Annotated in this window: 27 protein-coding genes and 2 pseudogenes; 19 read left to right on the forward strand and 10 right to left on the reverse strand. The window is 52.1% G+C overall.

Features of this window, described 5'->3' with window-relative positions; translation table 11 throughout:
* Position 1 precedes the first annotated feature (1 nt).
* Positions 2-553, reverse strand: coding sequence for a 2OG-Fe(II) oxygenase (locus Q0746_RS05760; RefSeq protein ID WP_298258175.1), 552 nt, complete (start codon positions 551-553; stop codon positions 2-4).
* A gap of 32 nt (positions 554-585) precedes the next feature.
* A complete protein-coding gene (locus Q0746_RS05765; RefSeq protein WP_298258178.1) occupies positions 586-1,014 on the reverse strand; it encodes an adenylyltransferase/cytidyltransferase family protein in 429 nt (142 codons plus the stop codon).
* 238 nt (positions 1,015-1,252) lie between these two features.
* On the opposite strand from Q0746_RS05765, the gene Q0746_RS05770 reads away from it, so the two are divergent.
* Entirely contained in the window at positions 1,253-1,954 is a 702-nt protein-coding gene (locus tag Q0746_RS05770) for a CDP-alcohol phosphatidyltransferase family protein (protein WP_298258180.1), read from the forward strand.
* Here the strand turns inward: Q0746_RS05770 and Q0746_RS05775 are convergent.
* Positions 1,914-2,888, reverse strand: a complete 975-nt coding sequence (locus Q0746_RS05775; RefSeq protein WP_298258182.1) for an acyltransferase family protein — start codon at positions 2,886-2,888, stop codon at positions 1,914-1,916. The genes Q0746_RS05770 and Q0746_RS05775 overlap by 41 nt on opposite strands.
* A 512-nt stretch (positions 2,889-3,400) precedes the next feature.
* Positions 3,401-4,336 (reverse strand): LysR family transcriptional regulator, encoded by a 936-nt coding sequence (locus Q0746_RS05780; protein ID WP_298258184.1) that lies wholly within the window; start codon positions 4,334-4,336, stop codon positions 3,401-3,403.
* 111 nt (positions 4,337-4,447) lie between these two features.
* On the opposite strand from Q0746_RS05780, the gene speB reads away from it, so the two are divergent.
* The 3 genes from speB to Q0746_RS05795 are packed head-to-tail and all read left to right on the forward strand — an operon-like array spanning position 4,448 to position 6,824.
* Entirely contained in the window at positions 4,448-5,491 is a 1,044-nt protein-coding gene (gene speB / locus Q0746_RS05785) for an agmatinase (protein ID WP_298258186.1), read from the forward strand.
* 11 nt (positions 5,492-5,502) lie between these two features.
* Positions 5,503-5,847, forward strand: coding sequence for a RidA family protein (locus Q0746_RS05790; protein WP_298258188.1), 345 nt, complete (start codon positions 5,503-5,505; stop codon positions 5,845-5,847).
* 2 nt (positions 5,848-5,849) lie between these two features.
* Positions 5,850-6,824, forward strand: coding sequence for an ornithine cyclodeaminase family protein (locus Q0746_RS05795; RefSeq protein ID WP_298258190.1), 975 nt, complete (start codon positions 5,850-5,852; stop codon positions 6,822-6,824).
* Here the strand turns inward: Q0746_RS05795 and Q0746_RS05800 are convergent.
* Genes Q0746_RS05800 through Q0746_RS05815 form a run of 4 tightly spaced genes read right to left on the reverse strand, consistent with a single transcriptional unit; the run spans position 6,783 to position 10,641 of the window.
* A complete protein-coding gene (locus tag Q0746_RS05800) occupies positions 6,783-7,820 on the reverse strand; it encodes an ABC transporter ATP-binding protein (RefSeq protein ID WP_298258192.1) in 1,038 nt (345 codons plus the stop codon). The two genes, Q0746_RS05795 and Q0746_RS05800, sit on opposite strands and share 42 nt — an antisense overlap.
* A gap of 13 nt (positions 7,821-7,833) precedes the next feature.
* Positions 7,834-8,676: an ABC transporter permease gene (locus Q0746_RS05805; RefSeq protein WP_298258193.1), complete on the reverse strand. Its 843-nt coding sequence runs from the start codon at positions 8,674-8,676 to the stop codon at positions 7,834-7,836.
* A 3-nt stretch (positions 8,677-8,679) separates the two neighbouring features.
* Positions 8,680-9,534 carry an ABC transporter permease gene (locus Q0746_RS05810; RefSeq protein WP_298258195.1) on the reverse strand — a complete coding sequence of 285 codons (855 nt, stop codon included), beginning with the start codon at positions 9,532-9,534 and terminating at the stop codon, positions 8,680-8,682.
* A gap of 21 nt (positions 9,535-9,555) precedes the next feature.
* Positions 9,556-10,641 carry an extracellular solute-binding protein gene (locus Q0746_RS05815; protein WP_298258197.1) on the reverse strand — a complete coding sequence of 362 codons (1,086 nt, stop codon included), beginning with the start codon at positions 10,639-10,641 and terminating at the stop codon, positions 9,556-9,558.
* A gap of 604 nt (positions 10,642-11,245) precedes the next feature.
* On the opposite strand from Q0746_RS05815, the gene Q0746_RS05820 reads away from it, so the two are divergent.
* The 4 genes from Q0746_RS05820 (at position 11,246) to Q0746_RS05835 (ending at position 14,518) form a co-directional block, all read left to right on the forward strand.
* Positions 11,246-11,842, forward strand: a complete 597-nt coding sequence (locus tag Q0746_RS05820) for a DUF4123 domain-containing protein (protein ID WP_298258199.1) — start codon at positions 11,246-11,248, stop codon at positions 11,840-11,842.
* Positions 11,843-11,859: 17 nt separating this feature from the next.
* On the forward strand, positions 11,860-12,390 hold the full coding sequence (locus tag Q0746_RS05825) for a hypothetical protein (protein ID WP_298258201.1): 531 nt from the start codon (positions 11,860-11,862) through the stop codon (positions 12,388-12,390).
* Between the two features lie 113 nt (positions 12,391-12,503).
* Positions 12,504-13,889 carry an N-acetylmuramoyl-L-alanine amidase gene (locus tag Q0746_RS05830; protein WP_298258203.1) on the forward strand — a complete coding sequence of 462 codons (1,386 nt, stop codon included), beginning with the start codon at positions 12,504-12,506 and terminating at the stop codon, positions 13,887-13,889.
* A complete protein-coding gene (locus Q0746_RS05835; protein WP_298258205.1) occupies positions 13,886-14,518 on the forward strand; it encodes a hypothetical protein in 633 nt (210 codons plus the stop codon). The genes Q0746_RS05830 and Q0746_RS05835 overlap by 4 nt, the downstream gene beginning before the upstream one ends.
* A gap of 534 nt (positions 14,519-15,052) precedes the next feature.
* Here Q0746_RS05835 and ftrA read toward each other — a convergent pair.
* Complete coding sequence (gene ftrA / locus Q0746_RS05840; protein WP_298258207.1) at positions 15,053-16,039, reverse strand: transcriptional regulator FtrA; 987 nt, start codon at positions 16,037-16,039, stop codon at positions 15,053-15,055.
* Positions 16,040-16,137: 98 nt separating this feature from the next.
* Here ftrA and Q0746_RS05845 point away from each other — a divergent pair, with 98 nt between their 5' ends.
* From Q0746_RS05845 to Q0746_RS05870, 6 genes and pseudogenes are all read left to right on the forward strand, one after another.
* The gene (locus Q0746_RS05845) at positions 16,138-16,539 is read left to right on the forward strand and encodes a nuclear transport factor 2 family protein (protein ID WP_298258209.1); all 402 of its coding nucleotides are present in this window, start codon (positions 16,138-16,140) and stop codon (positions 16,537-16,539) included.
* Between the two features lie 43 nt (positions 16,540-16,582).
* Complete coding sequence (locus Q0746_RS05850) at positions 16,583-16,963, forward strand: VOC family protein (protein ID WP_298258211.1); 381 nt, start codon at positions 16,583-16,585, stop codon at positions 16,961-16,963.
* Between the two features lie 1,141 nt (positions 16,964-18,104).
* Positions 18,105-18,203, forward strand: a pseudogene (locus Q0746_RS05855) (integrase core domain-containing protein); the annotation flags it as partial.
* A gap of 291 nt (positions 18,204-18,494) precedes the next feature.
* Positions 18,495-19,451 carry a DUF4123 domain-containing protein gene (locus Q0746_RS05860; protein ID WP_298258213.1) on the forward strand — a complete coding sequence of 319 codons (957 nt, stop codon included), beginning with the start codon at positions 18,495-18,497 and terminating at the stop codon, positions 19,449-19,451.
* A 236-nt stretch (positions 19,452-19,687) separates the two neighbouring features.
* Complete coding sequence (locus Q0746_RS05865; protein WP_298258215.1) at positions 19,688-20,161, forward strand: hypothetical protein; 474 nt, start codon at positions 19,688-19,690, stop codon at positions 20,159-20,161.
* Positions 20,158-20,568 (forward strand): hypothetical protein, encoded by a 411-nt coding sequence (locus tag Q0746_RS05870; RefSeq protein ID WP_298258217.1) that lies wholly within the window; start codon positions 20,158-20,160, stop codon positions 20,566-20,568. The genes Q0746_RS05865 and Q0746_RS05870 overlap by 4 nt, the downstream gene beginning before the upstream one ends.
* Before the next feature lie 410 nt (positions 20,569-20,978).
* Here Q0746_RS05870 and Q0746_RS05875 read toward each other — a convergent pair whose 3' ends face one another.
* Complete coding sequence (locus tag Q0746_RS05875) at positions 20,979-21,563, reverse strand: helix-turn-helix transcriptional regulator (protein ID WP_298258219.1); 585 nt, start codon at positions 21,561-21,563, stop codon at positions 20,979-20,981.
* A 242-nt stretch (positions 21,564-21,805) separates the two neighbouring features.
* On the opposite strand from Q0746_RS05875, the gene Q0746_RS05880 reads away from it, so the two are divergent.
* The 5 genes and pseudogenes from Q0746_RS05880 to Q0746_RS16680 all read left to right on the forward strand — a co-directional run.
* A complete protein-coding gene (locus Q0746_RS05880; RefSeq protein WP_298258221.1) occupies positions 21,806-22,048 on the forward strand; it encodes a helix-turn-helix domain-containing protein in 243 nt (80 codons plus the stop codon).
* A gap of 436 nt (positions 22,049-22,484) precedes the next feature.
* A complete protein-coding gene (locus Q0746_RS05885) occupies positions 22,485-23,039 on the forward strand; it encodes a TnsA endonuclease N-terminal domain-containing protein (protein ID WP_298258223.1) in 555 nt (184 codons plus the stop codon).
* The gene (locus tag Q0746_RS05890) at positions 23,036-25,183 is read left to right on the forward strand and encodes a Mu transposase C-terminal domain-containing protein (protein ID WP_298258225.1); all 2,148 of its coding nucleotides are present in this window, start codon (positions 23,036-23,038) and stop codon (positions 25,181-25,183) included. Before Q0746_RS05885 ends, Q0746_RS05890 begins: the two co-directional genes overlap by 4 nt.
* Entirely contained in the window at positions 25,173-26,144 is a 972-nt protein-coding gene (locus Q0746_RS05895; protein ID WP_298258227.1) for an ATP-binding protein, read from the forward strand. Before Q0746_RS05890 ends, Q0746_RS05895 begins: the two co-directional genes overlap by 11 nt.
* Positions 26,141-26,545: pseudogene (locus Q0746_RS16680) on the forward strand (TniQ family protein); the annotation flags it as partial. The gene Q0746_RS05895 and the pseudogene Q0746_RS16680, both read left to right, overlap by 4 nt.
* Between the last annotated feature and the right edge of the window lie 5 nt (positions 26,546-26,550).

Below are 26,550 nucleotides of genomic sequence, written 5' to 3' on the forward strand. Positions count from 1 at the left end.
GCTATCTGAACGCCGGCCCATGTGCCCATAGTGTGAGTGAGTGGCGCATGCCGCTTTGCACGGGAACCACCTGATGCAAGGTATAGCTGGGGAAAATACTGACACAGCCTTGAGCACGGTTAGCCGACAGGATTTGGGCGCTTGGCATCACCTCGAGATCGCCCCCTTTGTAAGAATTTGGCAGGCTGAGTTGTAGCACGAGTGTGAGCTTGCGTTTGCGGGCCACAGGGCCTTCGCCAATGTCTGAGTGCCATGCGAAATGGCCGCTGTCAGAGGCGTCATAGCTTGCGACCTGCGGGCTTTCGGCAAACTCGTGCAGGTCGAAGCCAAACTGATCGGCATTGGACTTGCGGACAATTTCGATCAGTCGATCCATGACCCAACCAAGCCCGTCAACGTCATCAAGCCAAACTAAATGTGCCGTGCGGAGGGAAGGGTTGCGCGTTTGGCCGACCAATCGCGCATCTTTGGACGGGGCAGCCGTGATGGCCGCAAGGATGCGGTCACATTCGCCTGCGCTGAACGCATCTGGCAGGGAAAAGAGTGCCGCCATCTATGTCGTCTTTTTTGAGAGTAGACTGGTTTTCATTCGGCTGCCCTCGCATGAGTTTGCGCCATGACCATCTGTTTAATTTTTGTGGATGATGTTCGCGGATTGTAGCGCACCTGAGAGACCTGTTTGCCCATATCCTTCAGGTAGGCATCAACATCAAGATTGTGGCGTTTGCGGCCCCAATCCTCGCCGATCACAAAGATATCGGCGCCTACCGCTTTGCAGCCTGAAACGTATTCGAGCGCATGATAGGGCCGCACGATGTCCACACAACTGAGCGCCTCAAGCATCTCAACGCGCTGTTGCAATGGGATAACCGGAACGTTCGGCTTGTACAGGTTCACGACCTCATCTGATGCGACGCCAACGGCTAAAGTGTCGCCCAATGATTTGCAGTGATTTAACAAAGCCAGATGGCCAACATGAAGAAGGTCGAAAGTGCCAACGGTGTAGACGATCATTTTCGCTTTATCCTTTTGCCCACCCATCATCGGTGGTAGCACGAGGCATCTGAATGCGCGTGTGCGTATTTGTTCAGTTTTTTTCAAATAATTAAACTGAGATACCTCCAGGCGTTCAGACGCCCGGAGTCGGTTCACGTTTTGAAACTGCGCGTTTCAAATGCACTCAGAATGGAAAGCAGAGATTGCCTGTCAAATGTTGACAAGGTGTCCCTTCGCCTAACTCAAAGGATGTCATATGACAATCGAAAACGCTGTCACGCCCAAGCCTCCGATCTTGTCATACATCAAAGATCTGCCAAACATCTGCTCTCTCGCGGGGCTGGGCTGCTCTTTGCTGGCGATTTATTTTGCGATAATCGAGCTTTATCCTGCGGCGATGATCGGCATGATTTGGGCCGTTGGGTTTGATTGGGCGGATGGGTTGATTGCCCGTCGGATGAAGGGTCGCACCGGCGATGATCGCGCGTTTGGTGGCACGCTCGATCTGTTGATCGACATTGTCAGCTACGGCGTAACGCCCGCCATATTGATCCTGAGCTATGCTGATTTCAGTCCTTGGTTCTTGCCCGTTGTGTTCGTCACCTTGGTTTTTGGCGTGATCCGCCTGAGCTATTTCAGTACATTCGGGCTTTCGGGTGATGCGAAATACACGGGGCTTGCGATTGATAACAACAGTATCAGTCTTGTCTTTATTGTTATGTTTTCAGGTTTTTTTGAACGCCCAACATTTGCGATTATTCTCGCGATCAGCGCCTTGTGCCTTGCGGTGTTGAACGTCTCTCAAATCAAGACGCCCAAACTGTCCGGAAACCCAGTTAATGTTGCCATTCTGGCGCTGTACACGCTCTTGGCGACCCTGTTCTATAGCTGGTCTTTGCTGCACGGGTATGGAGCTTTCAGGAATTTCTGTACCCTGAAAGCCGACTGCCAATTTTGACGGCGACCGCGCGAATGGTCTTGCTGAAAATGGGGTTTGCCAGAACGATAGTTGTGACCAGGGATATCGGGACAACGAGAGCAATCCTCCAGTGAAGCGAGAGCGGGCCATATCTGGCAATCGCTTCTCCCACAGTCATCACGAAGAAACCATGTAACGCGAATATGGCCAAACTATTCTCACCGATTGCACTCAAATAGCTACGGTTGGTGGGTACGCAGGCAAGGAAGGCAACTATGCTTGCGGAACTGATGACCAACAGGGCAAATTTGATGAGTGCGGCAGGCACTTCATCAAAACCTAAGCGTGCGTAAGTGAACGAACCGTATAGCCACCCCTGATGCAGGCCAGACGAATTTATTACGACAGCCGCTACCCCCAGAACCGCTACTGCGAGGTACCATCGGGTTGCAAAGGTTTGCGATATTGCGACTACGCGATGCCCGTAAAGGAACCCGCCGACGAAGAATGGCAAAAAGGTTAGGGTTCGCATGATACTAAACTGATAACCGTCTCCCGGATAAAAGCCACTGATGATAGCAACTGCAATCGACACCGCAAACGCATGCGGCACCCTAGAAACTAGCGGAATCAACAGCGTCCAAAAAATGAAAGACAATAGAAACCACAAAATCCAATACGGCTGAAACAGGCCCACCACCCATTTACCGTTGATGGCGCTCACTGGAACCACATAGGCCAACTGAAACATCGCGAGGATAATAGCGATATATATAACGCGTTCCCTAAGTCCTTCTCGTTTGGAGGTCATCCCCGCCAAAAAAATGAAAGCTGGCATATGAAACACATAAATCGCTGTAAGGATCAAGCTGAGGTGCCGGTTCTCCCAACCATTGATCGCTTCGAGGTAATGCCCCAACACAACCAAAAAGATGAGCATGCCTTTAGCGTTATCTAGTAGAAGTACTCGCATTTACCTACTGAACTGGCTGCAAAATCTAGCAGCTACCTTCCTGTCGCAAACAAATTGTTGCTATGACAATTGTAAGAGCTGCACGAAAGTGGCAGTCAAAACGATCTCGTCGGCTAAGAAATTACATTCCTGGTACCAGCAAATTGCTCTCAGCAGTTGCCCTTACAGTTGTCATTCCCCTCACTAAATCAGAGCGCCCCTTGGCGCAAGCTCAACGAAGGCTCTCCTCGTCCACAGACCGTGGGTTCGACTAGCGCTGGCCTTCGCGCTCGCGGCGAATGTCTCCTCCGACGGGCTGCATCGCAGCATCGACACACACTAGTGAACGGCGGCCTTGGGCCGCTTAAAACGTTGCAAAGTTTGCTTCAAGCGCATAGCAGACCTTGGTGCAGACAGCGGCGAACGGCCTCTTCCCGACCCAATTTACCGGACGTCGCAACAACAGCGTTTGATAGCGCGGCACTATAAACGAACTTAGTGCTTGGTCTTGCGGATTGTGTGATACGTGATCGTCAAACGATATTTATTCGTTTGCGATCGAGTACAAGTTCTAGGAATTCTTGCAGAACTTGCGACTGGTTTCGATCTCTTCGCCAAATCGCCATGATCGGAGTTGAAAAGCCGAAAACCTCTGGCAGGATTTCTAGAAATTCAAACTGCGCTGTGTTTCTACAGTGCGCAGGGAAAAAACCCAGATATATCCCAAAACCAACCAGGGCCATCACTGCTTCTGTTTGATAAGCGACTGTCCCTACTGGGAAGTTCTGTTTTAGTGCGCGTAACCGGTCGCTTTCAAAGTAGCCGCGGTGGACCAGCGCATGTTTGGTGACAACATCCTTTGAAACGTCGACACCCGATCGAATTTTTGTAGCAATTGGATGATTGGCGGCGCAGTAAAGCCCGACTTCCTCGTCGTAAAGCGAAGCGTAGTTCAAGCTGGGATGCCTTTGATAGTCAGGCACAATTCCGATATGTAAACTTCCGTCCATGACGCCGCGTTCAACTTCTGACGGGGTGCCGGTCATCAGACTGACATTGGCCTCAGGTGCGCGTTCACGAAACGCGCTAATTGCCGGGACGAGAGGATTGCGTGTATCGATGACTGTATAGTCGATCATGCCAATGTTAATTTGGCCGACAAGTTTGTTGTTGATCGCGGCGATGTTGGTAGAGAACTCCTCTGAAGCCGCGAGGAGACGGTCGATATGCTCAAGCGCCATTTCACCCTGCTGGGTCAGCGCAAAGCCTCCACGCCCTCGATGGCACAAACGCAGCCCCAATCGAGTTTCAAGGTCAGATACCTGACGCGATATCGTTGATGCACCAACCCCTAATTCGGTCTGGGCGGCTGATAGGCCGGAACATTCGATAACGGTTTTAAAGACCCGCATCAGCTTTAAGTCAGCTTCAGTAACATTCCCCGAAAAGATGCGTTTGCGCCGCGCCAAAACAAACCTCGTTCTTAGTTATCACTTTATGCAAGTAATCTTGCTTCATTTCCAGTTTATAAAACCTTCAACTTCTTCGAAACAAGAAGAAACGAAAGAAAGGGGTGCGGTTTGTCACACCATACTGAAAAATTGGAATTACTGCGGGCCAAGTTTGCCGACTCCGATGGTGGAACGATTTTCACACCTAAATATCAGCGCGTTGCAGAAAAGGTTTTTTCTGAAGGAGGGCATCGTTCAGCCCCTTATGCAGGTATCCCCACGCTATTGGACTCGCCGCAGCGCCCCGCCGAAGGCATGAAAGACTTGCAAGTTGCATTGTTTGGCGTGCCCATGGATTTGGGCGTGACCAATCGGAACGGATCACGGTTTGGGCCGCGTGCGTTGCGCGCAATCGAGCGCGTCGGCCCCTATAACGATGCGCTTGAAACTGCACCCATTCATGAAATGGCGGTGGCTGATATTGGCGACGTGCCTTTCCGCAGTCGATTTGATCTCGCTCAGAGTCATGAAGACATTGAAGCGCTTGCCAGAGCAGTCGTTGCCAACAATGTCCTACCCATGGCAGTGGGCGGGGATCATTCGATCACACATCCTATTTTGCGCGCCGTAGGTGAAAAGACGCCCGTAGGCATGATCCATATCGATGCGCACTGCGATACCGGCGGGTCCTACGAGGGGGAGAAGTTCCATCACGGGGGGCCCTTTCGCAACGCGGTCTTAGATGGTGTTTTGGACCCGGAGCGAACCATTCAGATCGGCATTCGCGGCGCTGCAGGATACATTTGGGAATTTTCCACGATGTCTGGGATGACCGTTATTGAAGCCAAAGATATTACTGAGGAACGCCTGCCGGAGATCATCGCATTGGCGCGGCAGGTCGTAGGCGATGGGCCAACCTATCTATCCTTTGATATCGACAGCCTTGATCCAGCCTTCGCCCCTGGCACCGGAACGCCAGAGGTTGGAGGCCTTACGACACGTGAAGCCATGAAATTGATCCGAGGCTTCAAAGGTTTGAACTTTGTTGGAGGCGACGTCGTCGAAGTTGCTCCGGCCTATGACCCCACCACCAACACCGCCCAAAACGGTGCGCAGATGCTGTTTGAAATTCTCAGCCTGATGCAGTTTTCCCCCTCACTCCCTTCAAAATAGAAAGATGAAGAATGGCGATTGAACGTAAAGAACCCGATAACCGCATGAGCCAGATCGTGATCCATAACGACATGATCTATCTTGCTGGACAGATCGGCGAAGGCCCTGATGTGAAGTCTCAAACCGTATCGATGTTAGCCGAAGTTGACCGCTTGTTGGCTGAGGCTGGCAGCAGCAAGTCTAACATTCTACAGGCGCAAATCTGGCTCTCTGACATCTCCACCGTGGCAGAGATGAACGAAGTCTGGGATGCATGGATTGACCCAAAAAATCCGCCAGCACGCGCCTGCGTGGAAAGCAAACTTGTCACACCGGACTTCCTTGTTGAAGTTATGGTGACCGCCACCAAAGGCTAACCATGACACATTTTTTGACTGCAGAACAAACCTCTGCAGCATTAGAAATGAGCCCGTTGATTGATGCAATCGACGGGCTTTTTGAAACGGGCTGTGACATGCCGGTGCGGCACCACCACAGTTTTGACGTACCCGGTGAAGAGGCTGGCACGCTATTGGTGATGCCTGCGTGGCGATCTGGTGATCATCTTGGCGTAAAGATGGTCAATGTGGTGCCTGGAAACGGTGCCCGTGGTCTACCTGCTATTGCAGGCGTATACATCCTTAGCTCTGCCAAAACAGGTGAACTTCAGGCGATAATGGATGGCGCAGAACTGACCGCGCGGCGCACGGCGGCCGCATCGGCATTGGCGGCTAAATATCTGTCGCGGCCGAATGCCCGTCGTTTGCTGATTGTTGGTGCAGGGAAACTCTCGCTCAACCTGATCGAGGCGCATTCGGTGCATCGCCAATTTGATGTCATCGAAATCTGGGCGCGTCGCCTTGAGCAGGCCGAAGAAATTGCCGAAAAGGCGCGGGCTTTGGGGTTTACTGCCGTCGCCTGCACCGATTTAGAGGCCTCTGCACGGGAAGCAGATGTGATCTCCTGCTGCACGCTGTCACGTGAGCCACTGGTGCTTGGCGAATGGCTGAAACCCGGTACGCATCTGGACCTAATCGGAGCATTCAAATCAGACATGCGTGAATGCGACGATGCTGCCATCGTGAACACGTCTGTCTTCGCAGATACTCGCGACGGGGTCTTCGCTGAAGGGGGCGATATTTTGCAGCCTTTGAAGGCAGGATTGATCTCTGAAGATCACGTGAAAGCCGATCTATACGATCTTTGTGGTGGCAATCACGCGGGACGTCGCGACGATCAGGAGATCACCGTTTTCAAATCCGTTGGCGCGGCGTTGGAGGATTTGGCAGGAGCAATGCTGGTCTACAAAAATTTAACTCGCAAAGACCGAAATGCGGTCTTGGTCAAACTGTAACGACACCTGATCGCCAACTGTTGGCGATACCGCGCTCGATGCGCCTCGGACACGGATTTCATGCCCCTCAGCCTGCACTAGCCATTCGGTGACCGGTCCAAGATCGCGGGCGAAAGAAACGATACCCGTACCGCCGCTTTCGACTTTGCGTAGCGAAATCGCCTCTGATCGCACGGCGGCCTGAAGCGTGCTGCCTGGCGCATGTTCAACAGAAACGCCAGTGTCCACACCGAGCAGACCTAGCGTACTTTGGCTGGTTGAAACTGCGGGCAGTATATTTGCGGAGCCGATGAAATCCGCGACAAAAGGATTGACAGGTGACTGATAGACTTGGCTCGGAGGTGCCGCTTGCTGGATCACACCATCACTCAGAACAACCAGCTCATCTGCCAGCATCATAGCTTCGGTCTGATCGTGTGTAACCAGCACCGTTGTCACCCCAAAGCTCTGTTGCAAGCGGCGCAATTCGATCTGCATATTGTCACGCAGTTTGGCGTCCAGTGCGGACAGCGGTTCATCAAGCAAAAATAGCTTTGGCTGGATCGCGAGCGCGCGCGCAATAGCGACCCGTTGACGCTGGCCACCAGACAGGGCCGACACCGGACGATCCGCGATATGGGGGAGTTCGATGACGTTCAAAAGTTCCTCGACGCGATCCTTTTGTTCAACGCGTGACGCTTTGCGAAGCTTCAGCCCATAGGCGATGTTTTCAGCCACCGACATATGCGGAAACAGCGCAAGGGATTGAAACACCATACCAAACCCGCGTTTGTGCGGCGCAAGGTCTGTGATGTCAGCCCCGTCCAACAAAAGCTTGCCAGACGTTGCCTGTTCAAACCCCGCGATGATCCGCAGCAAGGTGGTCTTCCCGCAGCCTGACGGGCCAAGCAGACAAACGAAGGCGCCGCGATCAACCTTGAGATCGATATTGGACAGTGCTCGGACGTCGCCAAAGGACTTGGACACGCCTTCGATAGTGAGATGAGTTTCGCTCATGGTAGCGACCCTTTCAGAAGAGGTTGCCTTTGCCCGCGATCAGCTTGTCCACAAGCACGATCAACAGCACATCGGCAGCGATAATGAAAACCGAGAGCGCGAGCGTGGAGGGATCCAGCGACGACACTGTTCGGCTGTACATCCAGATCGGCAGGGTACTGACGTCGATGGTGTACATAAAAAAGGTGATGGTGAACTCGTTGAAACTGATGATCAGGGCAAAGATCAGACCCGCAAGAATGCCCGCTTTCATCAAAGGAATAACAACGTCCCAAATGGCGCGCATCGGTGACGCCCCAAGCGAGATTGCCGCCTCTTCGAGTTCCACACTGATGCCGTTCATTGCGCTCAGACAGTTCCGCAGCACGAAAGGCAGAACCAGCGCGATATGCGGGATGACGATCCGCCAGATGCCAAGTTCCAGCGCGAGGCTTTCTGCAATCAACAGGAATGCGATCCCGAGCATCACAAGTGGAAAGACCAAAGGCAGTGTGAACAAAAGTTCCATCCCTTCGCGCACCCGTCTTTGCCCCCGCGCCAGCGCATAGGCCAGCGGGATGCAAACGCCGGTCGCGACAACCATCACGATCAAGGCAACAACCAGACTGGTCACCATTGAATCGACCACGGATTGCGCGCTGGAAGAATCTTCGTTGGTGAATAGACGCGCAACTTCGCCGTACCAACGCAAAGAATAGCTATCCGGCGGAAAGCCCGATGTTTCAGCGGCAGAGAATGACATGATGGTCACAACAACCACCGGAAGGGCAGAGACAAGAATGCCCAGAATTGCCAGAAGCACAATTACGAAACGATAGCTGCCGCCACGGTCAGTCGGAAGTAAGCCAACGCGCATGGGTTATCCTTTCGTCTTCACAGTAGTGACCCGAACCAGCCACGCTGAAACGACAAGCACAAACAGTGTCAATAGGATCAGGATCATCCCGGCGGCAGCGGCCCCGGACCAGTTGAACAGCGGCGAAATCATATCGCGAATTGCCACCCCCATCATCTGCACGCGCCGCCCGCCAAGCAGCAATGGAATGGCAAAGGCACTTGCATTGAAGGCAAAGACTATCGACGCGGCCCCGACAAGCGCGGGGCGCAGCAGTGGCAAACTTACATCGCGCAAAATGCGCCAGTTGCTGGCCCCAAGCGAGCTCGCCACCTCAAGATGTTCATTCGAAATACCCCGCACAGCGCTGACAATTGGGAAGACGGCAAGCGGCAGAGAAGTCTGAATCAACCCCAGCAAAACCCCTGTTTCATTAAACAACAAGAACAGCGGTCGCTCAATCAATCCCAACGATTTCAGGACAGTGTTCAAAGCCCCCGATGGGCCGAGGAGAAGGATCCAACCGTAGGCTTGTACAAGCAGATTCAGGATCAAGGGCAAAAGGATTGTGACGGTCAGCAAACGCCGCGCAAAAGAGCCACGCAAGCTGGTCAGGAGGAAGGCCAAGGGAACGGCCATAAACATCACGACAACGGTTGCGATAAAGGCCAGTTTCAGTGTCAGCCAGACAGATCGCCCAAAGAAGGGCGTCATCAAATCTTGATAGGCGCGGATCGAGAACCCCTCGATGACGCCTTGCTCGGCTGAAAGCGAAAAGCGCAAAATGTATACGCAGGCCGCCAGAAAAGGGAGTATTGCGATGAAGGCAGGCGCCGCAAATGCGAGCGCCTGACCTTTGCTTAATGTGGTTGTGGACACGTGAGAGTTCCGCTTCCTGACTTAGGAAAGTGTCTGTTGATACTTGGAAATCCACTGTTCGCGCACATCTGCAATAAAGGACTTGTCGTGTACCACGGCTTTGTCGCTCAGCTGCTCTGGCTTGATAATGAATGGGCTTGCTTTCGCCGCTTCGCTCATCTGCGCTTCTTGGTTGATGGGACCATTCAGGACGGCCTCGGCCATAACACCCTGCACTTTGGCATCCAGCGTGTAGTTGATGAAGGCATGTACGACATCATCTGCGCCCGGTTTGGATTTCGGCATGATGGTGTACATCAGATCAGCAAAGAAACCCTCTTCGACATCATAGGTCGCGCCCATGTTAGATTGCTCAGGGTTAGCCAGTTCTTTGGCAAAGAAAGCAGGTGCGTAGACGCCACCAATGTCCAGCGCGTCAGAGCGGAAGAGCTCGGATAGCTGTGCAGGGTTTTCACCAAAGGTCAGAATATTGCGACGCAGCTCAGACAGCTTTGCAAAGGCTTCGTCCGCGTTGGTACCATCACCGCCCATCATCTTGCCTGTCGCAAAGATAGTATCCAAGGCGTCGGTCCAGGTTGCAGGCGGCATGAACAGTCGGCCTGTGTGGTCTGCGTTCCACATTTCAGCATAGGATTTTGGCGGCTCTTTGAAAGTCTTTGTGTTGTAAATCAGACCACCAGTCCACAGCAGATAACCGATACCGTGGCCATCCGCACCTGTGCGGAAGCGCGGGTCAACTTTGGCAAGATTCGGCAATTGGTTGAGGTCTGGTTTCGCCAGCAATCCGTCCCCCGCCAGCTCAACCGCGCCAACGCCAGCGAGGGTGATCACATCGTATTGTGCCCGTCCGCCAGAAGCGCGCAGTTTGGCCACCATTTCAGAAGTTGAACCCGTCCGATCAGCGATGACTTTCGCGCCGGTCATTTCTTCAAACGGCTTTGCGATGTTTTCCAAGATCGCTAGACCAGTGTTGTCAGACCAGGTCAGCAGGCGAATTTCTTTGCCTGAGAAGTTGCCGCTGGCAGATAGAATAGATGGGGCTGCCAAAGCCGCTGCTGCACCGGCGCTGGCCTTAAGAAGACCGCGTCTTGTTAGAGAGTATTTCACGTCCGAAACTCCTGTTGGATTGCTGGATTCTTGTTTTCGACGCCATTCGAGAGTAAAAGTTAACTTGAAAAAACTGCAAACAAACGAAGGTAACTTGCAGAAACGCGAAACCTTTATAGCGTGCCATTTTTCCTTGCGCGCCGATGTTTTTAGCTCACTTTTTGTGCGAAAAAAGAAAGGAACACTCGATTCATGAGTATTCTGCGATCAAACTCATGTACCCGGTTTCGGTTCACTGGCCGCCATCATCATTCGAAGCTTTGCTCAATGTCGCCTAAGGGCTCTCTGCCGCCATTCGCCGCATTATGATCCGAGGTCCGCTTTGGATCGAAGCAGGCCCCTGCCCTGCCCCGCCTAGAATATTCCGGTTCCTTGGGGTTCGCGCAAGCGCGATAGGCCATTGCTTCACCGAGAGCGAACAGCGGCTTAGTCCCGCGATGCGTGATTTCTAGCGGGTCAGAATTTCGGCATTGCGGCTAAAGTTCGCTCTGACGCGCCGCATTGCAGCGTCGACCAAAATTTCTTGAAGCTGCGGCTGGCCTCAAGTAGCTTCGTGTTTTTATGCACTAACTGTCTCAAAAATTCCCGATTCAGGTTCAATATATTGCACGATCAAATTTCAGACGTAGAAGAACCACGCGAAGCTGAATTCCGACTGCCACTCCACCATGTCATTCTTGAAGCCCTCGCACCTTTCGGATCTGAGCTTGCCCAAGACCCCACATGGCCAGAGGCCCTTTTGCCTGTTGCAACCAACGCAACGCTTTACGCACTTATTGATGCTGCGCGACAGCCGTTTCTGGTTGAAACTCTTGGGGCCTCAAGTGCGAAGCATCGCTGCCTTTTTTCAGGTGATACCCAAACCGAACTTGAAGACGTAGCACCTTGGTTGGTCGCGCTTGATCCATCCGAAGTGTTCACCCGAAACCTTTTCACACAAAATGATGCGCAATTTCATCTTTGGGATCATTCCCCCGGCGTCCTTATTCGAAGCGACGCGTCCTTTGACCATATATGGCATTGGTGTCGTAAGTTATTATGGGTACGTGACAAATATGATAAACGGTTTTTTCTGCGCTGGTGGGACCCAAAGTGCTTTGAGATAACCTATCCAATTTTAAAGGGCTTAGACGCTCAACTGCGAAGGCGTGAATTTAAGGTTGAAGCAATCGTACCTCGTGCGTGGATGGCTCAAACATGACAGAATTCAGAGTAGATGTGGGCGCTGTCAAAGACGCCATGCGGGACAAGTTCGTAAATCAACTGAGTACCCTTTTTACACCGTCACTCGGGCAGTTTCCGAAGCTAAACAGTGAAGAGCGCGTCAAACAGCATTTCACCCTTCTGATGCAACATGCCACCAAAAGCGGCTACTCACGGCGCAACCTTTGTGTGAAATATAGCTTTGTTGCAACGCACTTGGGGATGTTTTTCGACCATGACCCGTTGCTAGATGATTTACGCACAACTGCTCTGTGGCAGGAACCTACTGTGCATAAAATCGTCGGCCTCAACCGGATGTTTGATCATGTGGACCTTATGATTTCGGAAGGCCTGATCAACCGCAACAAAGGTTATGTCCCCGGCCTTATAGAAGCCTGCAAGATGCCGACAACGATGGCCCCTTTCGATGTTGTGATACAGGTCGCCCCGAAGCGGGCGAAAGCCTTCGGGCCAGAAACAATGGAGCGCGCGTTTTCCGCCGGCATAGAGCAATGCAGAATGGACTTCAGGCTGCACGCCACGTGATGCCGCCATAGCCTGTCACTTTTTCGGTTATGGATTTTGGCTTGATCCGCTTTATCATTGGGTGCCAGCCGTTCTCGCACAGGACGGCTTGGCTGGATTAGGAGATAGATTAAATGTCTAACACTGAAATCCCAGTCGCCGCGAATGACAGCCTTTGGGGCATCGCGCAAAACTGCGGCCTTCCCGGAGGCGGATCAGGCTGGCAGGCGATGAATGTCAAGCGCGGTGATACCATCTATGATTTATCCGAAGACACCCTTCCCGGTGGCTTGCAGCCTGGCGATATCGCAATCATTCCAGAAGATGTGCCCCATAGCTGTGCTGCGGAAACGGATGAGATCGGTGCTGAACTTGCCGGAGAGGGAGCAGCCCCCGCATCTCAGGAAGGTGCCGCAGCCCAAGCCGCAGCCAATGGAGAAGCCGCCGCCGATCCCGATGCCGCAGCGGTCTGTAGCACCACAGTGATCTTCGTTCTCGATCCCGGTCATGGCGGACGTGCGGCCCGCGCCAACCTGTCGAATCCAAACCTGTTGGCTCCCTACACTGCGCAACTTGCGAACGGAGAGATAACGCAGGCGGAATATGATGCGATGTTCGACCTCGCCAGCTCGTCTTTCAACAACGCGATTGGTGCCATCAGCAACACACTTGAAAAGACAATGACCCACGCCCTTATTCCAGCAATACGCGATCGGATCGAAGCGCGCGCCGCCGAGATTGTCGAAAACGACCCGAACCTCGAAGCGATTGAAGTGCATCTCACCAAGACTGATGAATTCACGAACCTCAGCGGACGCGATAGGGCACATGTCGCTCGCGACTTGGCGGCTGACTTCTTCTTTTGTGCCCATTTCAACGCTCACAGCCCTGTCACGCATGTCGAACTCGACATTCATCAGGTTCAAGGCACGGTCGATGGGAATCTCAACTTCGCCATTACGACTTTGAACGATCAAAACCTCGGCGGCACCTACCCGAAATCCGCGCGTTCTGCGAATGGTCGTCGGGGGCCGCTTACCATCCAGCGCCCGATCGCTGATCACACCGAAGCTGTCAGACAGAACGCGACAAGCCTTGGTTCGTCTATCGCAACAGCAGTGGCCACGGCGCTTCAAACAGCCGAAAACTCCGCGCAAAATGTGACTGAGCAAACTGCTCTGCGAATGGGGCTCGCCAATATCAGTCCAGTACATCTTGGCAACAACGACCCTGCAACCAAGCAGATCGTTCCCGTTTATCTTGAAGGGGATTACATCAACATTCAATCTGGTGACCGACTTTGGAACAACGCTGATTACGAGGCAAATATTGGCGATGCGTTGACCCGCTGGGGTATTCCGCCAGAACCCGCTGCCGACCCCGAACGTGCGGCTTGGCGTACGCAGTACCTGCGCCGTGAAATGCCTGATCTGCCTGCTGGCCACGATATGTTTGCCGCCGCTGGCGAGGTGATCGGTGATACGCTTCTTGCCAATATGAATTTACGGATTTGCCAATGATGCGCCTCTTGACCTTCATCGTGTGTCTCGCCGGCCCCGCCAGTGCCGACTGCAACAGCGTCGCTGGGGCATCTTTCAAGCTGGAGCGGGATCAGTCGATCCTCGAGATCAACCTTTTCCCCATCACAGCCGACGCCAAAACGATCACATATGCGACTTGCCCCATCGTATCGCTTGAAACAGGAGACGAAGTGACCGACTGCCGCATTGGGGTTACGGATCGCGACGGTCAACTCGTTTCAATCGCCCCCTTCGGGTCCTGCACTGCGGAAAACGAATGGACAGCGAACTGTCCTGATTTCACCGGCGAGGGCTTCACGGCTGGTAACCGCGCCAAACTGGAAAGCTTGCTCGCCGCTAAGAAACTGTCACATGACAATGGAGTTCGCCCTCAACCACTTGCCCAGCAGATCGAACGGGGCGGTGACGGGCTGCTGGAGACCTATCGCACCCATTATTTCGAGGTGGTGTCGACTTGCGAAGATTTAGCCGGTGAAGCACGAAAAATATGTGCCGCACTGCCGACGTCCTCTGCGCCTTACTTCGCCTTCGAGGCCATGGAGCGTACGACCGTCTGCATTCTCGGAGACGGCAAACTCCTCACAGCCTGCCGCAGCACTCGCCCCTAAGCCCTGCCCAACCGGCCTTCGTCGATAAAATTCTGTTCAATGGACCAATGCCCGTCCCGAAGAAGCTGCCTTGTCGTGCCGACGATTGTGATGAAAGACCGCGTAAATAACGTCACGCCCACTTGGTACGCGCGCAGACAATTTTTTGGATGCGCGGACTTCTATGTACTGAATGCTGTGCTGTGCAAACTGCAGCGCTGCACCACAATAGACGTACGCCCAAAGCGCAGCGATGGGCGGTTCTGAGCCCCAAGTGTAGATTTCGTAGGTATGAGCATCTAAAGTGCTGCAAGATGCGCGAATGTCCGCAATTTCAGGCCGCACTGCTGTATGTCAGTGGATAGACCAACGGCAACTATGGGCCGTCGGTGGCGGCGCGATCTGGATTTTCAGAGAGGATACTGCGAAGCGGAGAATGACAGCTCCGAGCCCGAAGTACCACATGCTGCATCAAGTACGAATGGCCGGTAATTTGATCCAAAAAGTAGGTAGGTTGTTATTCACTGCCAAAACTGGTCAGATGCGTTTCGTTACCTAGACAGTTGATGGAACGCCGAGCCGTTCTCGGTATCGCACAGGTGGAATACCCATCGTTTTTCTAAATTCACGACGAAACGTTTCTGCAGATCCAAACCCACAAGCTTCCCAAACGTCAGAAAGTGGGATTGTACCGTTTTCCAGCAGTTCAGCGGCCCGCGATACTCTTTCGGTTTTGAGCCAGTTCAACGGCGTTGTTCCGACCTCTTCGTGAAACCTGCGGGCCAAGGTGCGTCCACTTGTTGCGGCTGCACTGGCCATGCGTTCGATTGGCCACTCTTCATCAATTGCCCCTCGAATACGGTCCTGCAGAGCTGCCAAGCCTGATCCGACGCGGGCCTTTGGCTCGGGGCGGGGAACAAATTGGCGCTGACCGCCGTCTCTTTGGGCTGGCAAAACCAAACGTCTTGCGACGGATGCAGCAACCTGTGCGCCGAAGTCTTGGCGAATAATATGCAAACCCAAATCAAGCCCTGCCGCTGATCCTGCCGAAGTGTAAACGCGATCACCTTCGACGAACAGCACATCAGGATCGACGTCAATTTCTGGATACATGTCAGCTAGTTTATCCGTGTAACGCCAATGGGTCGTTGCACCTTTGCCGTTCAACAAACCAGCGGCTGCCAAAACGAAAACACCCGAACAGATCGAAGCGACCCGCGCGCCGCGCGCGTATGCGGCACGCAATGCCGCGCATAACTCTTCTGGCACCGGCGTATCCGCACCGCGCCACCCAGGAACAATGATCAGGCTCGCCTTTTGCAGCAGGTCAAGATCGTCCTCCGCGTCCAGTGTAATGCCACCAACGGCGCGAACGGGGCCAGGCTCGGCTTTTACGGTGGCGAACTGATACCAATGTTCTAATTCGGGACGTGGCAATGCGAAAAGCTCCACCGCGATCCCGAATTCAAATGTGCACAACCCGTCATAAGCGATCGCGCAAGCCAACGGGTGTTTTTCCGGCAGTGTCGCAAATTTTGTCATCTTGGCAGAATCCAACCGTATGTTGTCTATTTTGCCAGTATCGCGATTTTTGGAATACTGGCAAGTCTTATGCATCACATTGAAACGGAGATAGACCAATGACACTTTCCACTGATCTGCAAGCTGCAATCGAAACCTATTTCGATGCCATCCACAGCTGTGACACTGACAAATTAACGTCAGTGTTTCACCCACAATCAAGCTTGTTCGACGCGGACAACGGCACCATTTTCGTAGAACCTATCGACAGTTTTCGTGACGACGTCGCCGGGCGTGTATCGCCAGCGAGCGTTGGACAGCCACGTATGGCCGAGGTTCTAATGATCGACTTCCTTTCGCCCATCAGTGCCACCGTCAAAATTCGCATTCGGGCACATCAAAGTGTTTTCGTTGATCACCTCGGGTTTGTTTGTGGCGCAGACGGTTGGAAAATCGTTTCTAAGATCTGGCATCTTGAAAGCACTGTCGCCGCGGATGGTGAGACACAAGCCGCAGTCTAACCTTCACACAAAACACCTCGATCCAAATCAATAGGAAAAAGACATGACAAAGATGAACGCAGTCGGATGGTTCGACATTTACGTAGACGACCTTGATCGGGCCGTGGCCTTTTACGAAGCCATGCTTGATGGAAAACTCGAACCGATGGGCGATCCGACAGGAGAATCCCAGATGATGAGCTTTCCCGCAGAAATGAGTGCTTATGGCGCAGGCGGTGCCTTGACCAAAGCACCTCATGCAGGGCCCGGCGTTGGCGGCACAATTGTTTACTTCATGGTCGAGGACTGCGCCGTTCAACAAGAGCGCGCAGTCAATGCTGGAGGATCTGTCGTCAGACCAAAATTCTCAATCGATGATTTCGGCTGGGTGCTTCTTTGCCAAGACACCGAAGGAAATATGATCGGGTTTAACTCTATGAAGTAAAAGTTCGACGTGAAGATTTCTGTGGGCAACTAAGCGGCTGCCTAATTTGCAGATCACCGCAGCGTTTCTTTGAAGCAGTCATTAGCGCAGCCGCAGCAAATTGGCGCTTTGTCCCGCAGACTGCTAGTTCGCCTACGCTGAAATTTTGCGGTCTCAGCGAATGGCTGGTTCGACGGGCCGCACTGCAGCATTCCAAATCACCGGCCAATGTCCGCAAAGGGCCGACTACAAAACCCACTTTTTGGTTTTCGCTAGACCGAACATTGGTGCACGGCGCAGCATCGGTCACAATGGGCTCTCTGCCGCTGTTCGCCGCATTATGATCCGAGGTCCGCTTTGGATCGAAGCAGGCCCCTGCCCTGCCCCACCTAGTATATTCCCGTTCCTTGGGGTTCGCGCAAGCGCGATACGCCACTGTGTCACATCAGGGTGAAGTGCGCGGCCTTCACCCTCGGGCAATCCCATTAGACAGGGCCGTGTCCTCGCTGCGCTGCGGGCCGCACCAACCCTGTCGAATAGCATTGCCTCGCCCCCATCCGCGTTCGCCACGTGGCAAGGTTTCAGAGCAAGCCGCTAAAGCGGTTGTCTTGAAAACCTGCCCCAAATGGAAGGCGCGAAAAATGAACGAAGGCTACAAATTGATGAGAAAAGGAAAGGCTATGCGTCGTGAAAGGCAAAGGTCTGTCGCAAAAGGCAGAACTATGTGTCGTCTCACACAAAGTGTGGAGCGACACATAGTTCTTCCTTTTTCACGCCGCTAAGTCATTGATTTTGCACACCCCACAAAATGGGCGACACACCACTCTTACCTTTTGCGACTCATAGCTTTGCCTTCGTCGGCATAGCGGCCGTTCATGGATTATGCAGCTAACGGCGGCAGAGAGCCCAGACCGACCGGTGCTACTATGCCGACGGTCACGGTTTAGAGCTTAGTTACAACTCATTAACATAAAGCAACGGTCGCATTTCGCATTGCCGAAGGAGGCACATCGTTATATGACTTGTGAGGCATTTATTGTGGTATGGTGCTTAAAGTTTTGAAGAAAAATACGCTTTTTAGGTTGCTATAAAATTAGTGTGGAGGACTGAGCCTCCGCCAGCACATCATTCACGCTAGTTTGCTCGGTTCGTCTCCGGTGGCCAACACTATAACACGAAACGACCACACAGCGCATTGGGTTACCGGCCACCAGCACCCGAAATCATCGTCCAGATGGACCAAAGGCCGATCATGCATTAACAATCAAACTGGACCACACAGGTGGGGCTGATCAGAATAGTGAGCATCTTTCGTTCCATCCGAATGCGAGGTAGCGGTGGCACCATAGTTTGTCGGCGCACGCTTTGGGATGACTTTCGACAAAGTGTGAGGCAAGGCTCTGTTCGAAGATTTGACTTGGTATTGAAAGGATTTAGACTTTCCTTCTGATCAAGCTGGTCAAAAAAGTTGTGTATTCTCTCCGAGATTAGTACTAAAAATCTGTTTTATTCATTTCTTTAGATCTTACAGACGATAAGTGAGGCAGGCTTTGTGCCAAAGATAACCCCAATAGATGTAGAAACAAGCTCCAGTCCTGACTGGATCTTGTCAGAAATGTGGGTGCCATTGTTCCAAGGGAGTGGCGATGCGAAGCCTTATGCCCTTATCGATGGAGCTGTTTGGGCATCTTTGATAGGGGATCTTCAAGAGGTGCTAGAAGCGTCAGGAAAGCCCTTTTGCAGTCTATTTCAAGGAGTCACTGCAGAGGAGTTTGGCGAAGAGTCTCCTTTTTTAGTAGAGCTTGACTTAGAGGAAAAAGGCGCGCCAACTGAAATACACAGGCTACTCTTCGATCCAGGCCGTAGCCTGGCACTCGGGTTTTTCTTTCGCTCTAAGGTCGGAATTTACGAGCTCCAAAAAGCCTTTCGAAAACTCACCCGCGTCAAGGATATAGACGAAAGTTGGTACTATGTCCGGTATTGGGAGCCAGAGTACTTTATCTTTCTGGCCTTCTTTCTTGAAGGCACGCGTCTGCTTGGAGTTTTCGAGGAGGTTGAGAGTTTCATTCTTCCTATCGAGGGTGACGTTGTGGAAGTAAAGGGTCCCTTTTCGCCTCCTGAACCTGCTGAATATGACCGTGAGTATGAGCTTGATCGATTGTTCGATGCTGGCGCGGCCATGGTGGCAATACGGCATGCCCGTTCTTTGGAGCAAGATCACGATGCCGGATGCGACTCAGATACAGTGTACGATGTCTTTAGGACGGCTTTCTCTGGCTATGAACTTGATTATTCAGACCTAACGGCATGTGTCGATATCGTGTATGTTTTGTTTGCTAGTTATGGCGCCGAAGCAAGCGCGAAACTTACCAAAGAAGTGATGGAATATTGCTTTGACGAAACGGGGGAGATGAAAATTTCCTTTGAACACGTCCACGGTCAATGCATGTTTGCGCTCAAACACGGTCTTTTGCCACATAGACTACCTTTTGAAGGAGGTATCAAATAATGCCCGGGTCACTTCCAGTAATTGGCAGCGCGTCGCGCGCTTCGCAGTCCGGCTCACGTGGATCGCAGGCTAGTCGTAAGTCGCAATCTAGTGGCGGTGGTGGGGGGTCTCGCAGTAGCGGCGGAAGCTCGACTTCTTCTAGCAAGGGCGCGCAAAAGGCCAAGAAGGCACGCACATGCCAAAAGTGTCCGAAGTGGAGGTATCAGGTCGGTGCAAAGCTCCTGGGTGGCGTTCCGATGGTCTACACCTACTATCATCTGTTTGTAATTGCCTGGAACCGTGGCGGGAGTGGCGCTTCGGGACTAAAGATGACATTCAGTGCGTTTCCTTCTCATGACGGGAATCCAAGCGTTTGGGGCGCAATTAGTGGAGCTTCCACAAGCGATTCGAGCAAACAAGCTGAGGAAGGACATAAAAGAGATCCGAGTAATGATGCGGATATGGGGTACATCAAACCAGAAATCGCACCTGACTATTACACAAGCGGAGAAGTTGCTCTGGGTAACAAGTTCGTCACCATAAGAGATACTAATGCAAACTACGTCCCGAAACTTTTGGCAGCTTCCTCGCAAATTGGTATGAAACGTATAAAGTATGATCCGACAGGCCCCAACAGCAACTCTTATGCCATGAGTATTGTTCGCAAAGCTAAATTACCAGATCGCAAACCGGCAGTGACTGCTCCAGGAGCAGGCATGCAATTGATATGAATATTAGAAAGCGTCAACTTTTGGGTGTGGGAATTGTACTGGGCAGTCTATCAATCTGGGGAAGTACTATGGCAAAATCTGAGCCGCTGCGATTAAATCCGAATGCGGCAAATGATGAGCTTAGGGCAGCAACTGAAGGCGCATTTCTCGGGATAGGTACTGGAGAAGTGCCCTCGAAAGTTGCTGCTTTAGGCGCGCGTAGGGTTAGCTACTCACTCGATAACACGGTGGTTGGACCGGACGATTTGACTGAACAACTTTGGACAGACTCAGAGGAGAAAGGCCTGATCTTGCGTTTTGGCTTAAGACGCCGAATGTTCATGCCGGATCTGCGAATTATGGTAACTTTGAAATCAAAAAATGGAACTGTAATTGGGGTTTATGACTTCCGAGTATTTGCGAAGTAATCGATTTGGAGAGCTTATCCCTTACTTCAAGTATGTCGTCGGCAGAGGCAGCCCATGTCGCTGGGCTTCATCTAAATGGCGTTCATGCTTATAATCTCCGTGACCATATCGACCACCCTGTAGAAGAGTACGACATATTATTCCGTGCTGATGGCACTGCCTTACTTGTCATTAGAATTTGGATCGACCGTGCCCCCCCATTTCGGCACAAAGTCTTCACGCTTCTTCTAGAATTTGAGAATGGTTTCTGCATTTCGAGTCATGTGGCATCAATGAAGGAGTGGGGGTAGTGTCCGCCCAACATGCCAAAACCCAATGTCTGCTATGGGCTGGGACCGGTCGTTGGGCTCCAACGAGGCGAAAGTCGACTATGGGCCGTTCGTGTAGGCCTTAAGTATTCTTGGCTTTACTTAGCGCTTAGATTTCCACCTTTGAAATCTGAAGATGAAAACAGCTTGATAGCTTCCAAAGATCAAAGTCGAAACAAAGCAAAATAGAAATAGCCACTCATGGTAGGTCAACGCTCCGATTTGAGGGGAGTCTTCGAGGTTTAGGAAAGACATTGAAAATGTGGACAAAGCAAAAGCTAAGGCCGACGAGTGAATAGCAGCACTGTGTCTCCCCAAAAATGTCATGCGCTTAGAGGCTAGGAATAATGAGCTCTCTTCGCGAAGGTTTGCTCGCCAGGCGGCAAATTCATGGAGTGCGATGCCAAATACTGTTCGTTGCAGAACAAGTAAGGTTCTGAGGCCACCTGTAGGGCATGTGAGTGCAGGTTGAGGGTCATGTCCACAGGCCTCAAATACAGCTTGGCGCAGGTAGCCAGGAAAAGGAACTGATCCGTTTTCGTATTTGGCCCATGTTCGCGCAGACACCCCGCACTGTTGAGCTAACTCAATTTGCGTGAGGCCAGCTGATTCTCTCATCTCTCTCAGCTTTAGATGCGTGGCATCGATGTAGATTTTTTTGAGTTTTTGAACTGTATCACTCGCCACGTCGCATTTCCTTCAAGTTAGTTGTTCCTAATTTGAGGAGTAATCGTGTGTGCGACAAGGGAGAAATTACAGATGATTAGTGAGAGAAGTGAACAATAGTTCCAGTAGGTGTGAATAAAAGTTCATATGCTTTTCAGTGTGTTATGAATGATATTCTTCTTGCTAAACTTGGGTTTAGGACTTTTGGTGGTTGCGAGTTTCGATTGATCGGGGCTTGCAAGCGTAACCCGAGGAGCAACTGGATGACGGATGTCGACAGCAACCGAATTCTGCACGAGCGGCGAAAAGCGGAACTTAAGATTCGTGGAACGTCTCTCGCGCAATTGTCTCGAGAACTGGGGGTATCTGGTACGTCGATGACGTTGGTTAGTCTGCGCAAGCATCGTTCTCACAAGATCGAGCAAGCTCTTGCCAAAGCCTTAGGTCTGAGCATTGAGGAGCTCTTCAAAAGCAAAGCCGAAAACCTAGGGAAGGAAACCAAATGACCTAAAAAGTAAAAGCCCTCGAGAGCGCTAACTCTCAAAGGCTTCTAAGGTGTGTTCAAGATACGAGCCCTGAATACACCTTCTTTGTGAACCAATTTTTGAGTCCGGTCAAGCGTGCAGGTCAGCCTGTGGGCCGGTCTCGTTCATTCAAATTGAAGGAGTGCCTAGCCGCCGTCCAGTTGTATGGAAGGCGAGGGCGAACTGTATGATAACAAATATAGCCAATGACCAAGAACTAAATCCATCGACCGCGCTAACATTGCCTCTGCCATCGTCGCGACAAGCCGCAACGAGGTTTTGGCCAGAAGTGTCGGCTACGACAGGCGACCTGCCTCCGCTTCCCAGCCGTTCAATGAGGCGTATTGCAAGACGCTCGAAAAATAGCTCGCGGGGAGGCGTTGTTGTACAGCTGCCAAGTTGGCAACGACCAAGGATCGTGTTGTTCGAAAGCCGTCTAGAGCTCAATGTTCTATACGTACTTTTAGCAAGTGGTGATGTCATTGATCTGTGGGAGCAGCCCCCATCGGTCACTTACTACGATGCTAATGGAAAGCGGAGAAATCACTTCTTTGATTTCTTGATCCAACGGGCGTCTGGGCGCAGGGTTGCGATCGCGGTTAAGCCTGCAAAAATTGCCCAGAGCGAAGGCTTTGCTGATGAATTGTGTTTTATTCGACAGGCCGTAAGCAAGAATTTTGCTGACGATGTCAGGTTAGTTACGGATCAATGTTTTTTGCGCGCCGAAGCCATCAATGCCGAGCGCTACTTTGACTTCGCGCGCTACAGAAGTGCCGATGTCGCGGATCAGCTACATCAAGTGCTAGAAACGATATCCTTTCCGACAACGATAGCGGAATTGAGCCAAAAGTTGAATGCAGGCGGCCAAGGATTTCGCGCGGTGTTCCTAGCGATCTATGAGGGCCAACTCAATGCAGACAAAACCTCAATCATCAACTTGCAGACGGCCGTGTATGCAGGAGGTGTCCAATGAGTTTTCCCATGAAAGTGTCGTCCTTGGATCGACTGACGGTAGATGCGCAGACCTACAAAAATGCGGTTGCGTGTGAGCAAGGCTATACATTCGATCGACTCGGTAAGTCGCAGGAGACTATTTTCTTTTCATTTGAGGAATTCCGCGCGCTTTTAAAGCAGCCCGATGTGCTTCTTGAGCCAGATTATTTTTTGGTCGAACGTCAAAAGCTCCGGGAAACAGGTGTTGCAGATTCAATTAGTACATTGCCGGATGAAACTCGCGCGGAAACAATGTGGCGCTATGTATATGTGACAGTATTTTTAGAGCTGTGGAGGGCTGGCAAGGTAAAGAAAACCGAACTTTCAGTTCAAGTTTGGCTGCCTGAGATCGAAAGACATGTAAACAAGTTGGCGAGGTCTGAGCAAGATGGATGGCTACGTAAGCGTGCGGGAAAGAAAAGAGTTTACCGCGTTGCCCCTTGCCCTCGGACCTTACTGGAATGGGTCCGGCGGTTCGAACAGTCTGGAAACTCCGCGTTGGCACTCGTTCCGAAAACCTTTCGATCAGGAAACTGGAAAGACCGATTTAGCTTAGAGGAACTGAGGTTTCTGGGGCAGTGCATTGGTGACTATTTGACGCTTAGCCGGCTATCCAAGCGGCGTGTCTCTGAGAATACGAAGATTAAATTTGAAGCGGAGAATGTGAAACGTGCCGAGCTAGGCCTGCGTCCATTCAAAGTTCCGTCAAGGCGTAAGGTCGAACGAGAGATAGCGAAGCTAGATCCCTATACGACCTATGCCCAACGCCATGGTATTGAGGCGGCAAATAGGGCGTTCATGCTATATGAGACTGGCGTTGATGCAAGCTATCCCATGGAGCGGATTGAAATCGATGAGTGGAACGTGGATCTCATCACAATCTTGGCTGAGCGGGGGGCTCTTGATCATCTCAGCGCTGAACAGCTTGCTGCCCTGCCGCGAGGAAGACGCTGGCTTTATCTTGCTATCGATGCCGCGACCCGCTGCGTTCTTGGGATGAGACTCTGTGAAACCCCAAATGCTCAAGATGCGATTGCACTGCTTGCTGATGTGACATGCGACAAGTCAAGTTTGTCTGCCGCAGCAGGCTGTCGCTCCATTTGGGGGCAATATGGCGGGCTCAAAACTGTCGCAACTGATCTTGGTGCGGCCTTCGTAGATGATAGGTTTCGTGCGGCAGTCTTTGATGCAGGTGGTTCGCCAGAAACGCCGACCGGCGGCCTGCCGCAGTTGAGGGCTCGGGTCGAGCGAATATTTGGAACTTTTGGTACGGATTTGATGCCGGGTCTTGCTGGCCAGACGTTTTCGAACCCGAAAGAAAGAGGAGATTATCCATCTGTCGCCATGGCGGCACTAACAGACGATGTCTTAATCCAAATGCTAATCCTTTATGTGGTCGATGTGTACCATAACAGGCCGCACGCAGGGCTCAAAGGCGAGACCCCTGCGAATTGCTGGAAACGTTTGGGATGCGAGCTAGGCGTGGTTCCTGACGTGCCTGAGCGTGTTCGCCGCCGGGCATTTGGCCATTCGCAAAATCGAAAGGTGTCTGGGCGTGGTGTCCGCGTATTTGGTATTGATTATACCTGTTCAGCGCTACGGCAATTTTACCTCCATCGCCACGAGACGGATGTCGACATTCGTGTCGACCTCAATGACTTGGGCTGGATTATGGTGCGCATTGGTGAAGAGTGGTTTCCCGCGACGGCATTGCAAAAGTGTTTCGACGGAGTTTCGTACGATGAATGGGAAGGCGCTGCACGAGAGTTGCGTTTGAAGTTCCGCAAGGAAGCTGCCTTGAGCGAACATATAGTCGCTGATGCGCTTCAAAAAATAGCTGCGCTGAATAGAGCTGCGGAAGCGACCGTTGGTGTCGCTTTGCGCGCCGTAACGCCAGCAGGCCTGCGCCGTGGCGAAGAAGATCTCTTCGTGGGACTGTCGATTGATCCGGATGATCCTGAAGATTTCGACCTACCACCTGATGAGGATCTGTTTGGGCACGTTATCCCTCTTCTGGATAAGGACAGCGGTGGAGCAGCTGCCCTTCCAAAGCCCGTTGAGGTGGAAGAACCCGAAGCAGAAGATGCTCATGAGACTCTGACATGGAGGTTCGATGATGAATAACGTGTCCGAAACTCACATCCAGCTCGCAAAATTGCGTGGGCAATTCATTAGGCATGCAGCTTATGAGCAACTGTGCGTTCAGTTCGATCGACATTTGCAACGGCGGCGTGCTGCGCTGTCTTTAGGTCTCTTTGAGGAGGCTCGAGGGATTGCCATCGTGGGTGCATCAGGCAGCGGCAAGTCAACGCTTGCAGCACGCCTGTTGACGCAGCACCCAGATATTCTGCAACCCCAAGCAAAGAGTCAGAAGGCCGAGGTGATTAGCCTTCTGGTCCCATCGCCAGCTACGCTCAAAGATGTCGGTTCTACCATTCTGGGCGCGTTGGGATATGATTCCATGCGCCGCAGTCCGGCCGGTGCAATTTGGGATCAGGTGCGCACCTTGCTGCACAATCGAGAAACCTTGTTTGTGCATCTCGATGAGGCACAAGATCTGTTCTCAAGCCAAAACGCTAACGTGCGCAATGACGTCGTAAATACGCTGAAATCTCTTATGAACAGCAAAGCCTGGCCTGTGGGCCTGATCTTGTCCGGTACTCCCAAGATGATTGAAATGATCAATTCAGACGACCAGCTTAAGCGTCGGATCGACATGGTGAGCATCGAGGCGGTGACATGGGCTTCCCATGAAAAGGAGGTGCGCGCGTATTTCAAAGCCTATGCGGACAAGGCAGGTCTTTCTATATGCCCTGAACTGGACTCAAAGGAATTTTTGCCTCGCCTACTCCATGCGGGTGCCAATGAATTTGGTCTGACTGTGTCGATGATTTTGAACGGGATTGAGAACGCTGTGCTGGAAGGGACGGGTAGACTGCGTCGTGACCACTTCATTGATGCTTTTGAGAGTAAATCGGGCTGTGTTCGCGGGCTCAACCCCTTTGTTGCCCCTGATTACCATGCAATCGATACACGCGCTGTCATGGGGACAATGACTTTCGGAAACGGGGAGGCTGTACGATGACTATCAAGCATTCTCTATCTTTCCCAATCCTCGAGCACGAAACAGCGACGTCTTATGTCTCTCGCCTAACGCGATATTGCGGACTGGCTTCACCAAGTGATTTGTGCTTGGATCACGGATTTCGGTGGCAAGATTTTGTGCGAGGCGATGACATCTTGTTTGAAAAAATGGCTGTAATCGGTGGCGCAAATGCTGAAGACATGAAGCATTGGGCCATGCGCACGGTGAACCCAAACTCCTTTGTTGTCGCGGGAGAGTGCGTAACAAAAAAGTCCTTAGTTAGGACACGCGTACGCGTTTGCCCCAAATGCCTTGTCGAAGATTGTAGGCGCCATGGGCGTTACGGGGCATATCGGAAACATCTGTGGCATTTCTTGTCGATGCGATCTTGCGCCTTACATGAGGT

It is taken from the genome of uncultured Litoreibacter sp. (assembly GCF_947487515.1).
Taxonomy (GTDB): Bacteria; Pseudomonadota; Alphaproteobacteria; order Rhodobacterales; family Rhodobacteraceae; genus Litoreibacter.